This window comes from Lysobacter sp. M2-1 (assembly GCF_022662495.1).
In the GTDB taxonomy this organism is placed as follows: Bacteria; Pseudomonadota; Gammaproteobacteria; order Xanthomonadales; family Xanthomonadaceae; genus JAKPBU01.
Map to the genome: position 1 here is coordinate 583,748 of NZ_JAKPBU010000001.1, position 15,786 is coordinate 599,533.

The 15,786-nt window shown below is 68.4% G+C and carries 21 protein-coding genes; 12 read left to right on the forward strand and 9 right to left on the reverse strand.

Annotated elements, in window-relative coordinates:
• The first annotated feature begins 27 nt into the window (after window positions 1-27).
• The 4 genes from MC375_RS02590 to MC375_RS02605 all read left to right on the forward strand — a co-directional run bounded on the left by MC375_RS02590 (window position 28) and on the right by MC375_RS02605 (window position 2,100).
• Window positions 28-702 carry an arylesterase gene (locus MC375_RS02590; protein WP_242101712.1) on the forward strand — a complete coding sequence of 225 codons (675 nt, stop codon included), beginning with the start codon at window positions 28-30 and terminating at the stop codon, window positions 700-702.
• 188 nt (window positions 703-890) lie between these two features.
• On the forward strand, window positions 891-1,421 hold the full coding sequence (locus tag MC375_RS02595) for a DUF3016 domain-containing protein (protein ID WP_242102936.1): 531 nt from the start codon (window positions 891-893) through the stop codon (window positions 1,419-1,421).
• Window positions 1,422-1,424: 3 nt separating this feature from the next.
• Complete coding sequence (locus MC375_RS02600; RefSeq protein WP_242101713.1) at window positions 1,425-1,709, forward strand: DUF4031 domain-containing protein; 285 nt, start codon at window positions 1,425-1,427, stop codon at window positions 1,707-1,709.
• A gap of 130 nt (window positions 1,710-1,839) precedes the next feature.
• Entirely contained in the window at window positions 1,840-2,100 is a 261-nt protein-coding gene (locus MC375_RS02605; protein WP_242101714.1) for a DUF3297 family protein, read from the forward strand.
• Window positions 2,101-2,163: 63 nt separating this feature from the next.
• Here the strand turns inward: MC375_RS02605 and MC375_RS02610 are convergent, their stop codons facing one another.
• Both MC375_RS02610 and MC375_RS02615 read right to left on the reverse strand, forming a co-directional pair.
• Complete coding sequence (locus MC375_RS02610; RefSeq protein ID WP_242101715.1) at window positions 2,164-2,370, reverse strand: hypothetical protein; 207 nt, start codon at window positions 2,368-2,370, stop codon at window positions 2,164-2,166.
• 161 nt (window positions 2,371-2,531) lie between these two features.
• A complete protein-coding gene (locus tag MC375_RS02615) occupies window positions 2,532-3,344 on the reverse strand; it encodes an NRDE family protein (RefSeq protein ID WP_242101716.1) in 813 nt (270 codons plus the stop codon).
• 167 nt (window positions 3,345-3,511) lie between these two features.
• Here MC375_RS02615 and MC375_RS02620 point away from each other — a divergent pair, with 167 nt between their 5' ends.
• The gene (locus MC375_RS02620; protein ID WP_242101717.1) at window positions 3,512-5,125 is read left to right on the forward strand and encodes an MFS transporter; all 1,614 of its coding nucleotides are present in this window, start codon (window positions 3,512-3,514) and stop codon (window positions 5,123-5,125) included.
• 81 nt (window positions 5,126-5,206) lie between these two features.
• On the forward strand, window positions 5,207-5,581 hold the full coding sequence (locus MC375_RS02625) for a YciI family protein (protein ID WP_242101718.1): 375 nt from the start codon (window positions 5,207-5,209) through the stop codon (window positions 5,579-5,581).
• A gap of 18 nt (window positions 5,582-5,599) precedes the next feature.
• Here the strand turns inward: MC375_RS02625 and MC375_RS02630 are convergent, their stop codons facing one another.
• Entirely contained in the window at window positions 5,600-5,956 is a 357-nt protein-coding gene (locus MC375_RS02630; protein ID WP_277929275.1) for an MmcQ/YjbR family DNA-binding protein, read from the reverse strand.
• A gap of 7 nt (window positions 5,957-5,963) precedes the next feature.
• Window positions 5,964-6,401, reverse strand: a complete 438-nt coding sequence (locus MC375_RS02635; protein ID WP_242101720.1) for an Lrp/AsnC family transcriptional regulator — start codon at window positions 6,399-6,401, stop codon at window positions 5,964-5,966.
• A gap of 95 nt (window positions 6,402-6,496) precedes the next feature.
• On the opposite strand from MC375_RS02635, the gene MC375_RS02640 reads away from it, so the two are divergent.
• The gene (locus MC375_RS02640; RefSeq protein ID WP_242101721.1) at window positions 6,497-6,850 is read left to right on the forward strand and encodes an antibiotic biosynthesis monooxygenase; all 354 of its coding nucleotides are present in this window, start codon (window positions 6,497-6,499) and stop codon (window positions 6,848-6,850) included.
• Window positions 6,847-7,452, forward strand: a complete 606-nt coding sequence (locus MC375_RS02645) for a cysteine hydrolase family protein (RefSeq protein WP_242101722.1) — start codon at window positions 6,847-6,849, stop codon at window positions 7,450-7,452. Before MC375_RS02640 ends, MC375_RS02645 begins: the two co-directional genes overlap by 4 nt.
• Here the strand turns inward: MC375_RS02645 and MC375_RS02650 are convergent.
• Window positions 7,442-8,203 (reverse strand): ABC transporter permease, encoded by a 762-nt coding sequence (locus MC375_RS02650; protein ID WP_242101723.1) that lies wholly within the window; start codon window positions 8,201-8,203, stop codon window positions 7,442-7,444. The two genes, MC375_RS02645 and MC375_RS02650, sit on opposite strands and share 11 nt — an antisense overlap.
• The gene (locus tag MC375_RS02655; protein WP_242101724.1) at window positions 8,200-9,144 is read right to left on the reverse strand and encodes an ABC transporter ATP-binding protein; all 945 of its coding nucleotides are present in this window, start codon (window positions 9,142-9,144) and stop codon (window positions 8,200-8,202) included. Before MC375_RS02655 ends, MC375_RS02650 begins: the two co-directional genes overlap by 4 nt.
• A gap of 184 nt (window positions 9,145-9,328) precedes the next feature.
• Here MC375_RS02655 and MC375_RS02660 point away from each other — a divergent pair, with 184 nt between their 5' ends.
• Window positions 9,329-10,117 (forward strand): hypothetical protein, encoded by a 789-nt coding sequence (locus MC375_RS02660; protein ID WP_242101725.1) that lies wholly within the window; start codon window positions 9,329-9,331, stop codon window positions 10,115-10,117.
• A 154-nt stretch (window positions 10,118-10,271) separates the two neighbouring features.
• Here the strand turns inward: MC375_RS02660 and MC375_RS02665 are convergent, their stop codons facing one another.
• Together MC375_RS02665 and MC375_RS02670 are read right to left on the reverse strand one after the other, a co-directional pair.
• Window positions 10,272-10,802 carry a hypothetical protein gene (locus tag MC375_RS02665; RefSeq protein ID WP_242101726.1) on the reverse strand — a complete coding sequence of 177 codons (531 nt, stop codon included), beginning with the start codon at window positions 10,800-10,802 and terminating at the stop codon, window positions 10,272-10,274.
• A gap of 57 nt (window positions 10,803-10,859) precedes the next feature.
• Window positions 10,860-12,446 (reverse strand): sulfotransferase, encoded by a 1,587-nt coding sequence (locus MC375_RS02670; protein ID WP_242101727.1) that lies wholly within the window; start codon window positions 12,444-12,446, stop codon window positions 10,860-10,862.
• A 107-nt stretch (window positions 12,447-12,553) separates the two neighbouring features.
• On the opposite strand from MC375_RS02670, the gene msrB reads away from it, so the two are divergent.
• Window positions 12,554-13,021 carry a peptide-methionine (R)-S-oxide reductase MsrB gene (gene msrB, locus MC375_RS02675; RefSeq protein ID WP_242101728.1) on the forward strand — a complete coding sequence of 156 codons (468 nt, stop codon included), beginning with the start codon at window positions 12,554-12,556 and terminating at the stop codon, window positions 13,019-13,021.
• Between the two features lie 20 nt (window positions 13,022-13,041).
• On the forward strand, window positions 13,042-13,725 hold the full coding sequence (locus MC375_RS02680) for a hypothetical protein (RefSeq protein ID WP_242101729.1): 684 nt from the start codon (window positions 13,042-13,044) through the stop codon (window positions 13,723-13,725).
• 68 nt (window positions 13,726-13,793) lie between these two features.
• Here the strand turns inward: MC375_RS02680 and MC375_RS02685 are convergent, their stop codons facing one another.
• The gene (locus MC375_RS02685) at window positions 13,794-14,357 is read right to left on the reverse strand and encodes a hypothetical protein (protein ID WP_242101730.1); all 564 of its coding nucleotides are present in this window, start codon (window positions 14,355-14,357) and stop codon (window positions 13,794-13,796) included.
• A 153-nt stretch (window positions 14,358-14,510) separates the two neighbouring features.
• On the opposite strand from MC375_RS02685, the gene MC375_RS02690 reads away from it, so the two are divergent.
• Window positions 14,511-15,731 (forward strand): serine hydrolase domain-containing protein, encoded by a 1,221-nt coding sequence (locus MC375_RS02690; RefSeq protein ID WP_242101731.1) that lies wholly within the window; start codon window positions 14,511-14,513, stop codon window positions 15,729-15,731.
• The last annotated feature ends 55 nt before the right edge of the window (window positions 15,732-15,786 follow it).

Below are 15,786 nucleotides of genomic sequence, written 5' to 3' on the forward strand. Positions count from 1 at the left end.
CCGTATCCGCCGGTGGTGGAGTGACGCATGAAAACACGATATGCGGCGACCGCCCGTCGCCTTCAATGGGCCATCGGTTGGGTTGCGCTGCTGCTGACGTGCGCGCTGCAGGCCCAGCCCGCTGCCCGGCCGGCATCGTTCGTCGCCACTGATCCGCGCACGGTGCTGGTGATGGGCGATTCGCTCTCGGCCGCGTACGGCCTGTCGGCGGCGCAGGGTTGGGTGGCGCTGACCGCGGAACGGATCGCAAAGCAACGCCCGGGCTGGCGCGTGGTCAATGCAAGCATCAGCGGCGAAACCACCGCCGGCGGCGCGGCGCGGATCGTCGATGCGGTGGTGCGCCATCGCCCGTCGGTGGTGGTGATCGAGTTGGGGGCCAACGATGCGCTGCGCGGCCTGCCGTTGCGCGAGACCCGGCGCAATCTTGCGCGCATGATCGGCGCCGCCCAGGGCATCGGGGCGAAGGTGCTGCTGGTGGGCATGCGCATTCCTCCCAACTACGGGCCCGCTTACACCATGGAATTCGAACGCGGATACCGGGAGCTGGCGCAGCGCTTCGGCACAACGCTGCTGCCCTTCCTGCTGCAGCCGATCGCTTCCGACCGCGGCAACTTCCAGGGCGACAACATGCACCCGGTCGCAGCCGCCCAGCCGCGCATCCGTGACCACGTGTGGCCGGTGCTGGAGCCGTTGCTGGACTGACCGGCGATCCGGCAGGGAGGCGGCGTTGCCGGTCCGCGCGTCCCGGCAGCGGCGCTCATCCGAAACCAGACGTGAACCGTTCGCCGGACCGGCCTGCAAACGCCCATCCCGGGAGCGCACAATCCCACGCAGGTTCCCTGTCAGGAGGACGCGACATGCTGGCGAAAATTCTGCTTCCCTGCCTGCTGATGGCGGCCCTCGCGCCCGACGCCGCTGCTGCGCAGCGACGCGTCACCGATCCGGAGGCGCCACGCAGCCTGCCGGTGGACGGCACGGTCGACGTGCGCTGGACCGATCCTGCGCAGTTCAGCGACATCCGCTACAGCACCAATCGCCATGAAGCCGAGCGCGGCGACTGGGTGGTGCAACTGGCCGAATACCTGCGGCAGCGCGCGCTGAAACGGCTGCCCGCCGGCGAACGACTCGAGGTGGAGATCACCGACATCCGCCGCGCCGGCTCCTACGAGCCCTGGCACGGCCTGGCGATGAATGACGTGCGCATCCTGCGTGATCACTACCCGCCGCGGATGGAGCTGCACTTCCAGCGCATCGGCGCGGACGGACGCGTCATCGACGAAGGCGACCGCAAGCTGATGGACCCGGGTTACCTGATGGGCAGTTCCAGCTTCGGCAGCGATCCGCTGCGGTACGAGAAGGCGATGCTCGACCGCTGGCTCGTCACGGAACTTGGCGCCTCCACCCGCATCGCCGACCGCTAAGCCTTGACGGTTTACGTGGACGATGCGGTGACGCTCTGGCGGGGCCAGCGCTGGGCCCATCTGATGGCCGACACGCTGGACGAGCTGCACGCGTTCGCCGCCCGTCTGGGCATCCCGCGACGCGCCTTCCAGGACAAGCGCAGCGGCGCCCATTACGACGTCCATGCCGACCTGCGCAGCATCGCGCTGGCGCTGGGCGCCATGCCCATCTCGCGACACCGCGACCGCGCACTGCTCAAGTCGGTGATCGCGCAGGCCAAAGCCCAGGGACGCGGCGAAGCACCTTAGCGCCCGCCCATCGGGGCATTCGCGTACCAGCAAGCGATCAGGCATGCGCAGCACTGATGGCGCTCTCGCCAGGGCCTTCCACGCCTCCACGGCTACAATGCGACCTGCTCCAGCGCCTTGCATGCCTGCCATGACCGACACCCTGCCCGACCGCCTGTCCAACGACCCCCGCAGCCCGTATTACGACGAAGCCCTGCTGGCACGCGGCATCGGCGTGCGCTTCAACGGCGTCGATCGCACCAATGTCGAGGAGTATTGCGTCAGCGAAGGCTGGGTGCGGGTGGCGGCAGGACGCGCGCTCGACCGTCGCGGGCAGCCGATGACAATGAAGGTCAAGGGCACGGTCGAACCGTACTTCCGCGGCGAATCCGGCGAAGCACAGCCCGCGTAAGTGTGGGCCCGCGGCGCAGTGCCCGCACCGCCTCGCGCGCGGTGCAACGTCGGGCGAGACGTCCTAGCGGAACTTGAACAGCGTGTCCTCGTGCCCGTCGGTGAAATGCAGCGCGCTGCCGTAGCCGCTGCTGTTGCCGTAGCCGATGCCGAACTCGCGCACGTGATGCACATGACGTACGTTCGTCTGCGGTACGGTTTCCACACTTTCGGTCCGATCTGCGAAGTCGTGGCGCGATCCCTGCGTGGCCTGGATCTCGATCGCGTTCATGGCGTTCTCCGGGTGCCTGCGCAGGCTAGGCGTCCGCGACCGGCAACGCATGTGGCAACGGTCGGCCAACCGAAGTCATGGTTGTGGCCGCATGCGAACCGGATCCAAGCGTGCGCGCTGCGCGGCGATCACCCGCTGCGCAACCCGGCATGGTCGGCCGGTCATGGGACGCGAGGCCCCTGGACGCCCGGCCAAGGTAGTTGCGCGATGGAGCTGCCCTCGAAACGGCCTTCCGGTCCGTAGCGCCGCTCGGCAAACACCAAGGTCCCGTCGACTCCGGCCAGGACCACGCTGCTGCAGCGCGTGCCATAGGCCGCTCCACGCACGAACGCCGGCGAAAGCGTGCGCTCCAGCTCCAGCCCCACGCCCGTGTCCGGCAGCAGTGCATCCGGCGCCTGGCTGGTATCGGCGAGTGCGTCGAACAGCGGCGCCATCGCCTGCTCGACTGGACGGTCCTGCGGGGACTCCGCCTCCAGCCACGATTGCAGCGCGCGCGTGGCATGCATCGCCTTGGGCCAGGGCGCGTCGAAGGCGCCGTTGGACATCGCGTGCACGCCCGGTGGCACGGCCTGCATCGCGAAGCGCGGATGATTGCTGGCGAACAACAGCGACTCGCCGTCCCAGAGCAGCAGGTTGAAGCGACCGTATTCGCGGGCCGTCGCCTCCAGTCCGGCGACGAAGGCTTCGGCGCTGTCCGCTGCTTCGGCGAAGCCGCGCACCAGGGCACCCCGGGAACGCGGAGCGGCGTCGGGCACCATGCCGGCACGCACATTGGTGACTGCCGCCAGGCGCCCGCGGGTGGAGGCCAGCAGCCAGCTGCCCCCGGCTTGCAGGTCGCGGCCGCCATACAGATGCGGCTGGATCGGATCGGCGCCCGCGGGTGCGGCGGCGCGTTCGTGGAATTCGTCGCGGTTGGCGATCAGGGCGAGCCGGTAGCGCGGGTCGGCGCGCCAGGCGAAGGCGATCAGGCACATGCCGCCATGCTAGGGCCTGGCCGCCGCCATGGGGGGCCTGGCTGCCGCATGGCGATTCGGTGCCGGACCGCGCCCGGCCTGGGTCGCTTCGCAGCCGCGCAGACCAAGGGCAGCGAGCAACAGCGGCGGATCGGCGACAATGCCGGTCCTCTCACGCCGCCCATTCCATGAAATCCAGCGGACTCGCCTTCCACCACCCCGTCGCGTTCTGGCTCGGCAGCGCGCTGATCGTCGCGGGCGTGTTCTCGCACATGCCGATGTTCATGATGGGCCAGCACACCCACTGGCAGATGGTCGGCATGCCGATGACCACCGAGATGTGGGTCGGCATGGCGATCATCCCGCTCGGCCTGGCGCTGGCGGCCTACGGCCTGATGCCGCGCATGGCGCAGATGCGCGAGGCGATGCAGGGCGATGCCGGACATCTCCATTTTCACATCGCCGATGGCGTGCCGCTCAACATCGAACACTGGAAGCTGGTGACGGTGCTGGTGGTGGCGCTGGCGGTGGACGTGATGAAGCCAGCCACGTTGGGATTCGTGATGCCGGGCATGAGCGCCGAGTATCAGATCGGTAAGCCCACGGCGAGCCTGCTGGCGCTGGTGGCGCTGACCGGCACCACCATCGGATCGGTGGTCTGGGGGCGCGTGGCTGACCTGTTCGGACGCCGCGCGGCCATCCTGCTGGGCGCATTGATGTTCATCGGCACCGCGATCTGCGGGGCGATGCCCACATTCGAATGGAACCTGGCGATGTGCTTCCTGATGGGCATGTCGGCCGGCGGACTGCTGCCGATCACCTTCACCCTGATGGCCGAGACCGTGCCGGCCGCGCATCGCGGCTGGCTGCTGGTGGCGCTCGGTGGCATCGGCACCTCCGCCGGCTATCTGCTCGCAGCAGGGGCAGCGGCGACCCTGGGCGAGATGTTCAGCTGGCGCGTGCTGTGGCTGCTCGGCCTGCCCACCGGCGCGATCATCGTGTTCCTGTACCGCTACATCCCCGAATCCCCGCGCTTCCTGTCCAACGCCGGCCTGGTCGACCAGGCCCGCGCGGTGTTGCGCAAGTTTTCCGGCAATGCCTACGCCGCAGTGGAGCGCGACGATGCCGCCCACCCGGGTGCGCCGGTGATCGACGAACGGCCAGTGGTGGGTGTGCGTGAACTCCTGCGCGGTCGCCATGCCGGCATTACCTGGGGTCTGCTCACCGCGGGGGTGGCCTGGGGCCTGGCGAACTTCGGCTTCCTGCTGTGGCTGCCAGTGAACCTGACCGAGCTCGGCGTGGACCCGAAAGCCGCCAGCACCGTGCTGGCCAAGTCCGCGATCCTGGCCCTGCCCGGGATCGGCGTGGTGATCTGGCTCTATCACCGCTGGAGCAGCTTCAAGTCGCTGGTGCTGTTCATCGGCATGACCGCGCTCGCGCTGCTCGCCTTCGCCGCGATGGGCTGGCTGCAGGTGCGTTCCGAATCGCTGGTCATCGTGTGCACCGTGGCGCTGCTGGTCACGATCAGCGGCGTGATTGCGATGCTTATTCCCTACGCAGCCGAGATCTACCCCGTGCACCTGCGCGGGACCGGCTCGGGCAGCATCGCGGCCAGCTCCAAGTTCGGCGGGATCCTGGGTGCGGGCCTCGGGGTCGCAGGCTTCTTCGATCATTTCGCGCTGTCGGCGCTGTTGATCGCGCTGCCGATGCTGGCAGCCTGCATATTGCTGCTGCGCAGCGGGATCGAAACCCGCGGCCAGCGCCTGGAGGACATCGAGCGCGCGATGGCCGGAAGCGCCTGAGCCGTTTTCCCCGGCTCCTGTCTTCATCCGACGCCCGGCTCGGTTAGGATGCGGCCTCCTCCTCCGCCGCCGATCGACCCCATGGAATATCTGCTGCTGGTCTATACCGACACCGAGCTGCAAGAGGCATTGCCCGAAGCCGAATACGACGCGCGCATGCGCTATTGCCTGCAGCACGCGGACGAGCTCAAGCAGCAGGGCACGCTCAAGTCCTACCGACAGCTCGAAGCCCCGTCCACTGGCAGGTCAGTGCGGATCCGCGCCGGCAAGACCACCGTCGTCGACGGCCCGTTCGCCGAGACCAAGGAAGTCCTCGCCGGCTTCAACCTGATCGAGGCCGAGAGCCTGGAACAGGCGGTGGAAATGGCCAAGGACATCCCCTGGGCGCAGACCGGCTGCATCGAGGTGCGACCGGTACGCGACGCGGACAAGGTACGCCAGAGCGTCGGCGCCTGAGCCGCATCCGCCGGGTCACTACGGCAACAACTCCCGCTGCCGGCGCCTGCTGAGGCGGGCAACGGCATCGCGATACGACCACTCGACCAGTTCGCGCAGATAGGTGTGCGGGAATGCGGCCACGTCGACGATCGTGACCCAGCGCCAGCGGCCCATCCAGCGCGCCGGCTTCACCCCCGGCATGTCGGTCAGTTCGAGGAAACGCTCCGGCGTGACCTTGATGCTGAAGCGCCAGCGCTCGGGCTCGCTGGTCTTGAAGTAGGCGAACGTCTTGTCGAAGACCCGATAGGACAGCACGTTCATGGGCTCCGGCAATAGCACTGCGCTGGCTCCGGGAAGCCGGCCGCAGTACCGCTTCAGCGCAGCCACGTCCATGCCGCGGCTATGCGCTGCGGTCGAGCATGACCCGCAGCACGGTCAGCGTGGTCACGTCGTCCACGCCCTTGAGCAGGGCGATGCGCTCGCGCAGGTCGGCCAGATGGCTCGGCGCGTCCGCGCGCACCAGCACCATCAGGTCGATCTCTCCGGCCACGCTATGGCATTGCTGGACTTGCGGCAGCGCCGCCAGGGCCGGCATCACATCGTCGCAGGTGAAGCCGTCGACATAGCGCAGCAACAGCCAGGCCAACAGTGGTTCGTTGCCGCTGCCCAGACGCACCGTGTACTGGGCGATGACGCCGGCATCCTCGAGTCGCTGCAAGCGCTCCTGCACCGTGCTGCGTCCCAGTCCGACCGCCTTGGCCAGGGCTACGGTGGACAGGCGCGCATTGTCCTGCAGCAGGGCGATCAGCTTGCGGTCGATGTCATCGAGCGGCTTCATCGGATCCATGCCCGTCGGGACCGGGCCGGCATTATGCCGGGTTGCGACCGGCGCCTCCCCGCGGCCAAAGTACGCGGCCGTCGGGAGGAACCAACATGCACCCTGGACCACGCTTCGCAGAGCTGCCGCCACCGCCTTATTACGCGGTGATCTTCTCCTCGCAACGCAGCCCGCGCGACGAAGCCGGCTACGCCGCCACGGCCGCGCGGATGGTGGAACTCGCGCGCGAGCAGCCCGGCTTTCTCGGCTACGAATCGGCCCGGGATGCGGCCGGCTTCGGCATCACCGTCGCCTACTTCGACTCCGAGGCCAACATCGCCGCCTGGCGCCAGCACACCGAACACGCCGCCGCGCGCCGTGAGGGGCACCGCACCTGGTACGAGCACATCGAACTGCGCATCGCCCGAGTCGAACGCGCCTACGGCGGCATCCGCCGGGAGCAGACATGAGCACGTTCGCCTTCGATCGCCGCGCCGCATTGATTCCCATCGATGTCCAGCGTGGCTTCGACTACCCGCCCTGGGGCCGGCGCGACAACCCGCGGATGGAGCGCCACGGCCGCGCCCTGCTCGATGCCTGGCGTCGCGCCGGCTGGCCGCTGATCCATGTCCGCCACGATTCGGTCATGCCCAGGTCCTCGTTGCAGCCTGGGCATCCGGGCAATGCGTTCCGCGAGGGCTTCGAGCCCATGCCCGGCGAGCCCTTGGTGAGCAAGTCGGTGAATGCCGCCTTCATCGGCACCGACCTCGACCTGCGGCTGCGCCGCCTGGGCGTGGACTGCGTGGTGCTGTTCGGCATCAGCACCGACATGTGCGTGTCGACCACTGCGCGCGTGGCCGCGAATCTGGGTTACCGGACGATCGTGGTCGGTGATGCCTGCCAGTGCTTCGACCTGGACGACGGCGCCGGCTCACTGATCCGCGCCGAAGAGATCGCACGTGCGCATCTGGCGACCCTGCGCGCCGAATTCGCCGAGGTGGTCGACACCAGCGACGTTCTCGTCGCCCTGGACCAGGCGCTGGCCGAGGAACGGTGGTCTGCTACTGCTTGAGCTTCCAGCCGGTGCGGAAGATCCACCAGATCGTCGCCAGGCATAGCAGCAAAAAACCCAGGATCGCGGCGAGGCTGACCGCCACGTCCACGTCCGACTGCCCGTAGAAGCTCCAGCGCATGCCGCTGATCAGGTAGACCACCGGGTTGAACAGGCTCGCCGTGCGCCAGGGTTCTGGCAGCATGTCGATCGAATAGAACGCGCCGCCGAGGAAGGTCAGCGGAGTCATGATCAGCAACGGGACGATCTGCAGACGCTGGAAGCTGTCCGCCCACAGGCCGATGATGAAGCCGAACAGGCTGAAGCTCAGCGCGGTCAGCAACAGGAAGCACAGCATCCAGACCGGGTGCGCGATCGAGTACGGCACGAAGAACCGCGCCGTGACCAGGATCAGCACGCCGAGCATCAACGACTTGGTCGCCGCCGCGCCCACGTAGCCGGTGACGGTCTCGATCCACGACACCGGCGCAGAGAGCAGTTCGTAAATGGTGCCCGCCCACTTGGGCATGTAGATCCCGAACGAGGCGTTGGAGATGCTCTCGTTGAGCAGCGAGAGCATGATCAGGCCGGGAATGATGAAGGCACCGTAGCTCACCCCTCCGACCTCGCCCATGCGCGAGCCAATCGCGGCGCCGAACACGACGAAATACAGGGAGGTCGACAGCACCGGCGACAACATCGATTCCATCAATGTGCGGAAGGTACGTGCCATCTCGAATCGGTAGATGGCCCGGATCGCATGCACGTTCATGCCCGCGCCTCCGCCTTCGCCCCGTTGCGCACCAGGCTGACGAAGATGTCCTCAAGCGAACTTTCGCTGGTGTTGAGGTCCTTGAACTCGACCCCCTGCTCGCCCAGGCGCCGGAGCAGGCCTGCGATGCCGGTGTCCTCGCGCTGCACGTCGTAGGTGTAGACCAGCGCGTGCCCGCCCTCGCCCAGCTCCAGCGGCAGGTCGGCCAGCGCAGCCGGCACCGTGTCCATCGGCTGCTGCAGCGTGACCGCCAGCTGCCGCTTGCCGAGCTTGCGCATCAGCGTGGCCTTGTCCTCGACCAGCACCAGCTCGCCATGGTTGATGACGCCGACGCGGTCGGCCATCTCCTCGGCTTCCTCGATGTAATGGGTGGTGAGGATGATGGTGGTGCCGTTCTCGCGCAGCGCGCGCACCATGTTCCACATGTCGTGCCGCAGCTCGACGTCAACCCCGGCGGTGGGCTCGTCCAGGAACAGGATCGACGGCTCGTGCGCCAGCGCCTTGGCGATCAGCACCCGGCGCTTCATGCCGCCCGACAGCGCCATGATCTTGCTGTCCTTCTTGTCCCATAGGGACAGCTCGCGCAGGACCTTCTCCAGATGGGCATCGTTCGGCGGCTTGCCGAACAGACCGCGTGAGAAGCGCACGGTCGCCCAGACGCTCTCGAACGCGTCGGTCGACAGTTCCTGCGGCACCAGGCCGATCCGGGAGCGCGCGGCCCGGTAGTCGCGCACGATGTCGTGGCCGTCGGCGGTGACGCTGCCGGCGCTGGCGTTGACGATGCCGCAGACGATGCTGATCAGCGTGGTCTTGCCCGCGCCATTGGGGCCGAGCAGGGCGAAGATCTCGCCCTTGCGGATGTCGAGATCCACGCCCTTGAGCGCGCGGAAGCCCGAGGCGTAGGTCTTTTCGAGGCCGCGGATGGAAATGATCGGGGTCATGCAGGGATGGGTAGTTGCGCAGGGGGAGGGAGCGCCGGGACATCCTACGCAAGGGCGACGGAGGGCACAGCCCCCATTTGGCGGGATAGTGCATGCCAGACGACGGGTAGGCGGGCCAATTCTCGACATCCCGCTCACCGACACCTGCTAGCGTGCGCTCCGGACGCCCTACTGGAGTGCCGCCATGCGCCTGCTCGTGCTGCTGATGTCGCTCGCCATGCCCGTGGTCGCGTTCCTGTCCCAGCGCGCGGTCTTCGGGCCAGACAACGGAACCGTGTCGGATCAGTATCCGACCCTGCTGGTGGCATCGGGCTACGCGTTCGCGATCTGGGGTCTGATCTTTGTGCTGGATCTCATTTACGGCGTCTGGCAGGCAAGCGGGGAGCGCAGGACCGATCCGACCGTGGCACATGTCGCGCCTTGGGCTGCGGCGGGATTCGCGCTGACCGCGCTGTGGATGCCGCTGTTCTCGATGGGCTCGCCCGCCAATGGCCTGTACTGGGCCTGCCTGCTGGTGATCTTCGGTGCCATGTTCTGCCTGGTGCGCTGCGCGTTCGTCCTGTCGCACGACAGCACCCCGCAGGAAGGCCAATGGCTATGGGCGTGGACGCCGCTGTCGCTGCATGCCGGCTGGCTGTCGGTCGCTGCGTTTCTCAACCTGGCGCAGGTCATCGTGGCGCACGAACTGCTGCCGACCGCGCAGATGCTGTCCTGGAGCCTGGTCGTGTTCGCCGCGGCCGCCGCGCTGCTGCTGTTCGTCAACCACCACATGCACGGCAATATCGACTACGCCGGTGCTGCGGTGTGGGGCCTGGTTGCGGTCTACGTGAAGCAGTCCGGATGGGACGTGCCCGGCGCCAACGTGGCGGCGTGGGTCGCCATCGCGATCGCCGCGATCCTCGTGGTGCAGACGTTCTGGCTGCGCAGACGTCATCCGGGCGGCCTGTTGACCAACCCGGCGCGCGCCGATTGAGCGTGCCATTGCCGGCGTGCGGGAAAGCAAGCTCGCCGAGGTATTGAAAGTACATGCGCGGCCAGCAGGCCGCCGTGCCTCGTGATCGGGCAGTGCGCTGAGCACGCGGAAGGATGGTGTCAGGTCTGCGCGAGGACTGCGCCGCCCGCACTCATCAGTTGTCAGGAATCGGGGCTCCCGCAGGCGCCACCACCCGACGCATTTCTTCCAGGCTCAGGCCGCCGTCGCGGTCTGCATCGCGCGCAAGAAACTCAGCCTCCGCCTGCGCGCGGGTTTCCTCCGGCGATATCTCGCCGTTGTCGTTGTCGTCGCTTGCATTCGCCGTTGTGGAAACCGTACCGGCCGCGAGCTGGCCCATCGCCGCAGCACCGGACGTAGTCGCCTGCTCCAGCTCCGCCGCGCTGAGGTGATAGTTGTGATCGGCGTCCAGCGCGTCGAATCGGGCCTTGGCGCCTTCGGCGTGTTCGACCGCCGAGACTTTGCCGTCGCCATCGCGATCGAGCGCAGCGAACGCCTCCGCGACAGGATCCGCTAGTGGGGCCGGCGGCGTGGCGGGCACCGAGGGAACCCCGGTTCCCACGGGGACGCCCGCTTCGGGCGCGGTCCACTGCGCTTGCGCCCAGGGGAACGTCAAGACCAGGGCCGCGCACAGCACCACGGCCTTCGCGACTGCGGGATTGCGCATGTCGGGCTCCTCCGTCTTGCGGTGCACGAGCCTGCGATCCAGGCCGTGAGCGCCGGGTCAAGGCGTGGACGCGTGCATGGACTCGCCGAGGGCATCCAGCAACGGTCCGAGATGTTCGCGGTACGGCAGCCATGCGCAGTCGCCTGATTGCAGGCCGGTGCGCACCTGGGTGGCGCTGTAGGTGGACACCGGAACGTCCTGGCGATCCAGCCGCAGCATCGCCGCATCGAATTCCAGCCCGCAATGCGCGGCGATCCGTCGCAGCTCGGGTTCCGGCGCGGCAATCAGCGCAGCGTGGGACACCGCGAGCAGGCGCTCGCCCAGCAGGTCGTGCCAGTGCGCCATGAGCCGGGCGTAGTCGCGATGGTAGGCGGCCAGTTCGCGCTGGTCGTAGGAATACGGACACAGGCCGCCGTAAAGCACCCGCAGGTTGGAAAAACAGACATCGACCGGCGCCCGCTGCACGTGCACGAAACGCGCGCGCGGCAGGGCCCGCGCGATCAGGCCGAGATTGATGAAGTTGGACGGCAGTTTCTCGCTCCAGACACGGCGCCCGTGCGCGCGCCAGGACGATGCGGCCATGAACGCCGCGCCCAGCGCTTCATGGTCCAGCGCAAGCGCGCGCTGCAACAATCGCAGATCCATCAGCTCGCGCCCACCATCGTCCGCGGCAAGCCGCAGCGCGGTGGTGAACGCTAGCGTCTCGCCGCCGACGCTCACCTGTGGGTGACCGCCGAGCAGGCGTTCGAGCACGGTGGTCCCAGAACGGAACAGACCAACAATAAACACCGGCACGGGCGCATCGTCCACCGGCGCATGCCCGCGACCAGCGAGGAATTCCGCATCGCAGCCAGCGCGTAGCGCGTCGAACAGCCGCGTCGTTGCCGCAGGGTCGTAGGTGAGCCTGGCGCGTTTCCCCACGCAGCCTTCGGCCAGTACTTGCCAGGCGCCGCGGTAATCGCCCAGGTCATGCAGTTCGGCGTGGAGCGCGAAATTCAGGTGAATCGCGTGTTCCGAGCCGGGTGCTGCGCGCGCCAGTTCGGTGCGCATCCTCGCCACACGTTGCTCTGCACCTTGCGGAAGATGCCGGCGCAGTTCGCTCAGGCGCCAGTGCGCATGCGCGAAGTGCGGCGCCAGCGCGATCGCGTGTTCGAACGCCTGCGCCGCTTCGGACATCCGCCCTTCGAACATGAGCGAGGTACCGCGCAGGTAATGCGCCGGTGCGTGATCGGCATCGCGTGCCAGCGCGGCTTCCAGCAGGCTGCGGCTGATGGCATGCAGATCCAGCTGGCTGCACAGGTCGGCCAGCTCCACCAGCTGATCCACGTCGGCGGCGCTGGAATGCAACGCCATCGACCGCGCCAGCACGTCCAGCGCGCGCACCTCGTGATGGCGGCGCAGCAGGCGCGCCAGCGCCAGCGCATGCGGCCATTGCGCGGGTGAGCAGGCCGCCGCGCGCAGCGCGGCATCCCGGCTGGCGCGATGCGAGCCGCCGATGTCGTGGGCCTTCGCCAGCGCGATCCAGCCTGCCGCCTCGCCAGGCGCCTGGGCGGCGGCCGCGTCGAAACATTCGATCGCCGTCGCCCAGTCGCGGCGGGCTGCGGCGGCGTTCGCTTCCTGCCAGAGCGTGGTTGTCGGCTTCATGCGCATCGCTGGGCGACCGGACCACAGGATACCGGCGGGCAGGCGCAGGGCGAACCGGCCGCGCGCGCCCGCTACCATGCACACTCCGACCGGCCTGCGGAGGCGCCATGGACCGTTTCGATCTGACCCCGCCCGACGACGCGCAGCGCGCGCGCCTGGAGGCGGCGCTGTCGCCAGAAGAGCGTCACGTGCTCCTGCAGCACGGCACCGAGGCGCCGTTCTGCGGCGTGTTCCTCGACAACAAGCGCGAAGGCACCTACACCTGCCGCCTGTGTGGATTGCCGCTGTTCCGCTCCAGCGCCAAGTTCGAATCGGGCACGGGCTGGCCGAGCTTTTTCGCGCCCTTCGATCCGGCCCACGTGCGCGAGATCCGCGACACCAGCTACGGCATGGTCCGCACCGAGATCGTGTGCGCGCGCTGCGGCAGCCATCTGGGCCATGTGTTCCCGGACGGGCCGCCGCCGACCGGCGAGCGGCATTGCCTCAATTCGGTGTCGCTGGCGTTCGTCGGCCAGGGCGAGGCGCCGCCCGACCCGCTCGGCCGCGGCGGCGCGGAATCACGGCCGCTCGACTGAGCACCGAGCCGCCAAGCCCGATGCGTCGCTCGATCGAACGCCGCAGCGCGCTGCGACGCTGGCTGTTTTGCCTGGCCGTGCCGCTCTGGGCCTGGTCGCGCTCGACGCTCACGCCATGGGCGGTCAGCCGCGCGCCGCGCCTGTGGCTGTACGACGCCCTCTACTACCTGGGGTTCGCGCTGCTGGCCTGGGCCCTCGCGGAAGTGGCCTTGGCGGTGTTCCAGCGCCGGCGCGAACGGGCCGTCACCCTGCTACCGCTCGCCGTGGCTGCGGGCCTGGCCTCCGCGATCCTGTGGTGGACGTACTCCGAAAGTGGGCTACGCATGCAGATCAGGGTCAGCGCAAACGACCTGCATCGCGTGGCGGGCGCCGGGCATGGCGACGTGCGGCAGCGCGCCGGCGTGTTCCTGGTCGACACGGTTCGCGCTCCGTGCGCTGCGGCCGAGCCTTGGCTCTGGCTTGGGCGGCCGCATGGCGCAGGGACCGGCATCAACCGCGCGCTGGTGTTCAGCGGCCTGGCCGTGCCGTACACCCCACAGCGCGACGCCTATGCGTTCTGGCCGGTCGCCGATGGCTGGTGGATGGCGTACCAACATGCGCGCCGCGACCTGGCGGCAGCCGATACACCCAACCGCTGCGCGCGGGGGCGCGTGTTGCATTCGCACCGCCAGGGCATGGCTTGGATCGCCCGCGGGCGTCGCTGAAGCGCGCAAGCGTGCAGGTTGCAGCCGGCCGACCGCGGGGCGTCGCCGCGCGTCGGACGAAGCGCGGGTCAGCCATTTGCCGGCTGCGCGCCCATCCTGGCGTCGTGTCCGGCCTGCAGCTCGGACTGGGTCAGGCTGCCATCGTGGTTCGCATCCATCTGGTCGAACATCGTGCGTGCGCCCTGCTCGTGCTCCTCGCGGGTCAGCACGCCGTCGCTGTCGCTATCGACGACCTTGATCTTGTCGGCGGACGTCATGCGCGTATCGCCGCCCATCGCGGCCTGGCTCGCGTCCATTTCCTCGACCGTCACCGATCCGTCGCCGTTCGCATCCATGGTGGCGAACATGGCCGCCGCCCCGGTCGCATGTTCGTCGGCGCTGACGCCACCATCGCCATTGGCATCCATCTTCGCGAACTGACCAGAGACGTCGCCGGGCGCGGTTGGTGCCGAAGGCGCCGGTTCGGTGACGGGAGCCGCCGGTGCGGCAGGCGTTTGCACTTCGTCCGACTGCGATGCGGCCGAATCGCCACCGGCCTCTGCGCCGCGCGTGCAAGCGCCCGCGGCGAGCAGGCATGCGCCGACCAATGCTGCGCTGAGCGTACGTGGAATCGTGATCATGCAAGCGTTCATCGCTGGCCTCCGGTTCTCGGGGCCTGCAGGCTAGCCGGCGGCTGATCTTGGCGCGGTGTGGATTGCGTGAATTCCGTGTAATGCGACTGTTGCCCGCCGTGCGCGCGCGTGCGCTAACCTGCCCTGCGAACACATCGACCGGGGGAACGCACGATGGCGCCACACATATTCGTTGCGATGACGGCCTCGCTGGCCTGCCTGCTGGGAACAGCTCAGGCATCCGGCCCGGTGGCGACCGTCCGGGTCGCGTTCGATCGCAACGCCATCACCTCGACTCAGGTGCACGGATACGCCGATGTCGGCGCACAACGCAAGGTCACTGCCGGAGACCCGGTGCGAATCGCATCGATTTCCAAGCTGGTGGTCGCGATCGGCGCCATGCGCCTGGTCGAACAGGGCAAGCTGGATCTGGATGCCGATGTGTCCGCCGGGCTCGGTTGGCCATTGCGCCACCCTGCGTATCCCGCAACGCCGATCACCCTGCGCCTGCTGCTCTCGCATCGCTCGAGCCTGACCGATGCGGCGGGTTACTACGACGTGCCGCTGGACGGGTCGCTGCGCGACATCCTTGATGACCCGCGCGCCTGGGACGCGGAACATGCGCCGGGCAACTACTTCCGCTACACCAACCTCAACTTCCCGTTGATCGCGACGCTGATGGAAAACGCCACCGGCGAGCGCTTCGACCGGCTCATGGACCGGCTGGTGCTGCGACCGCTCGAGATCGCCGGCTGCTACAACTGGGACAACTGCAACGAAGCCTCCGCGGCGCGTGCGGTGGTGCTGTACGACAAGGACGGCGCAGCGGTGCGCGACGATCATCACGGCGCCAAGCCCGCCTGCAGCACCAACCGCTCGCGCGATGGCAGCTGCGATCTCTCGCGCTGGAAAGCCGGTGTCAACGGCGCGCTGTTTTCGCCGCAGGGAGGACTACGGATCTCGGCCAACGGCCTGGCGATCATCGGTCGCCTGCTGCTTGGCCAGGGCGAGTTGGATGGTGTGCGCCTGCTGTCACCTGAATCGGTGCGCACGCTCGTAACGCCTGCGTGGACCTACGCGCCGGGCAACGGCCTGCGCTCGGAGGACGGCGATAGCGGCTTTTTCTGCCGCTACGGCCTGGCGGTGCAGACGCTGGCCACCAAGGCCGAAGGCTGCCGCGACGATCCTTTCGGCGACGGCGTGTCCCGCATCGGCCATGCGGGCGAGGCCTACGGGCTGCTGTCGGGTCTGTGGGTGGACCCGGCCTCGGGCACCGGGGTGGCGTATTTCGCCACCGGTGTGGAGGACACGCCGCTGGGCCGACGCTCGGCCTTCAGCGCGATCGAGGAAGCGCTGGCGACGGGGCAGGCGGCGGCGGGCGATCCGGACCGGTGATGTCGAACGGGGCTTCCCGGATTCGTCGTCTGGGGAAACTACCCGCAAAGGACAC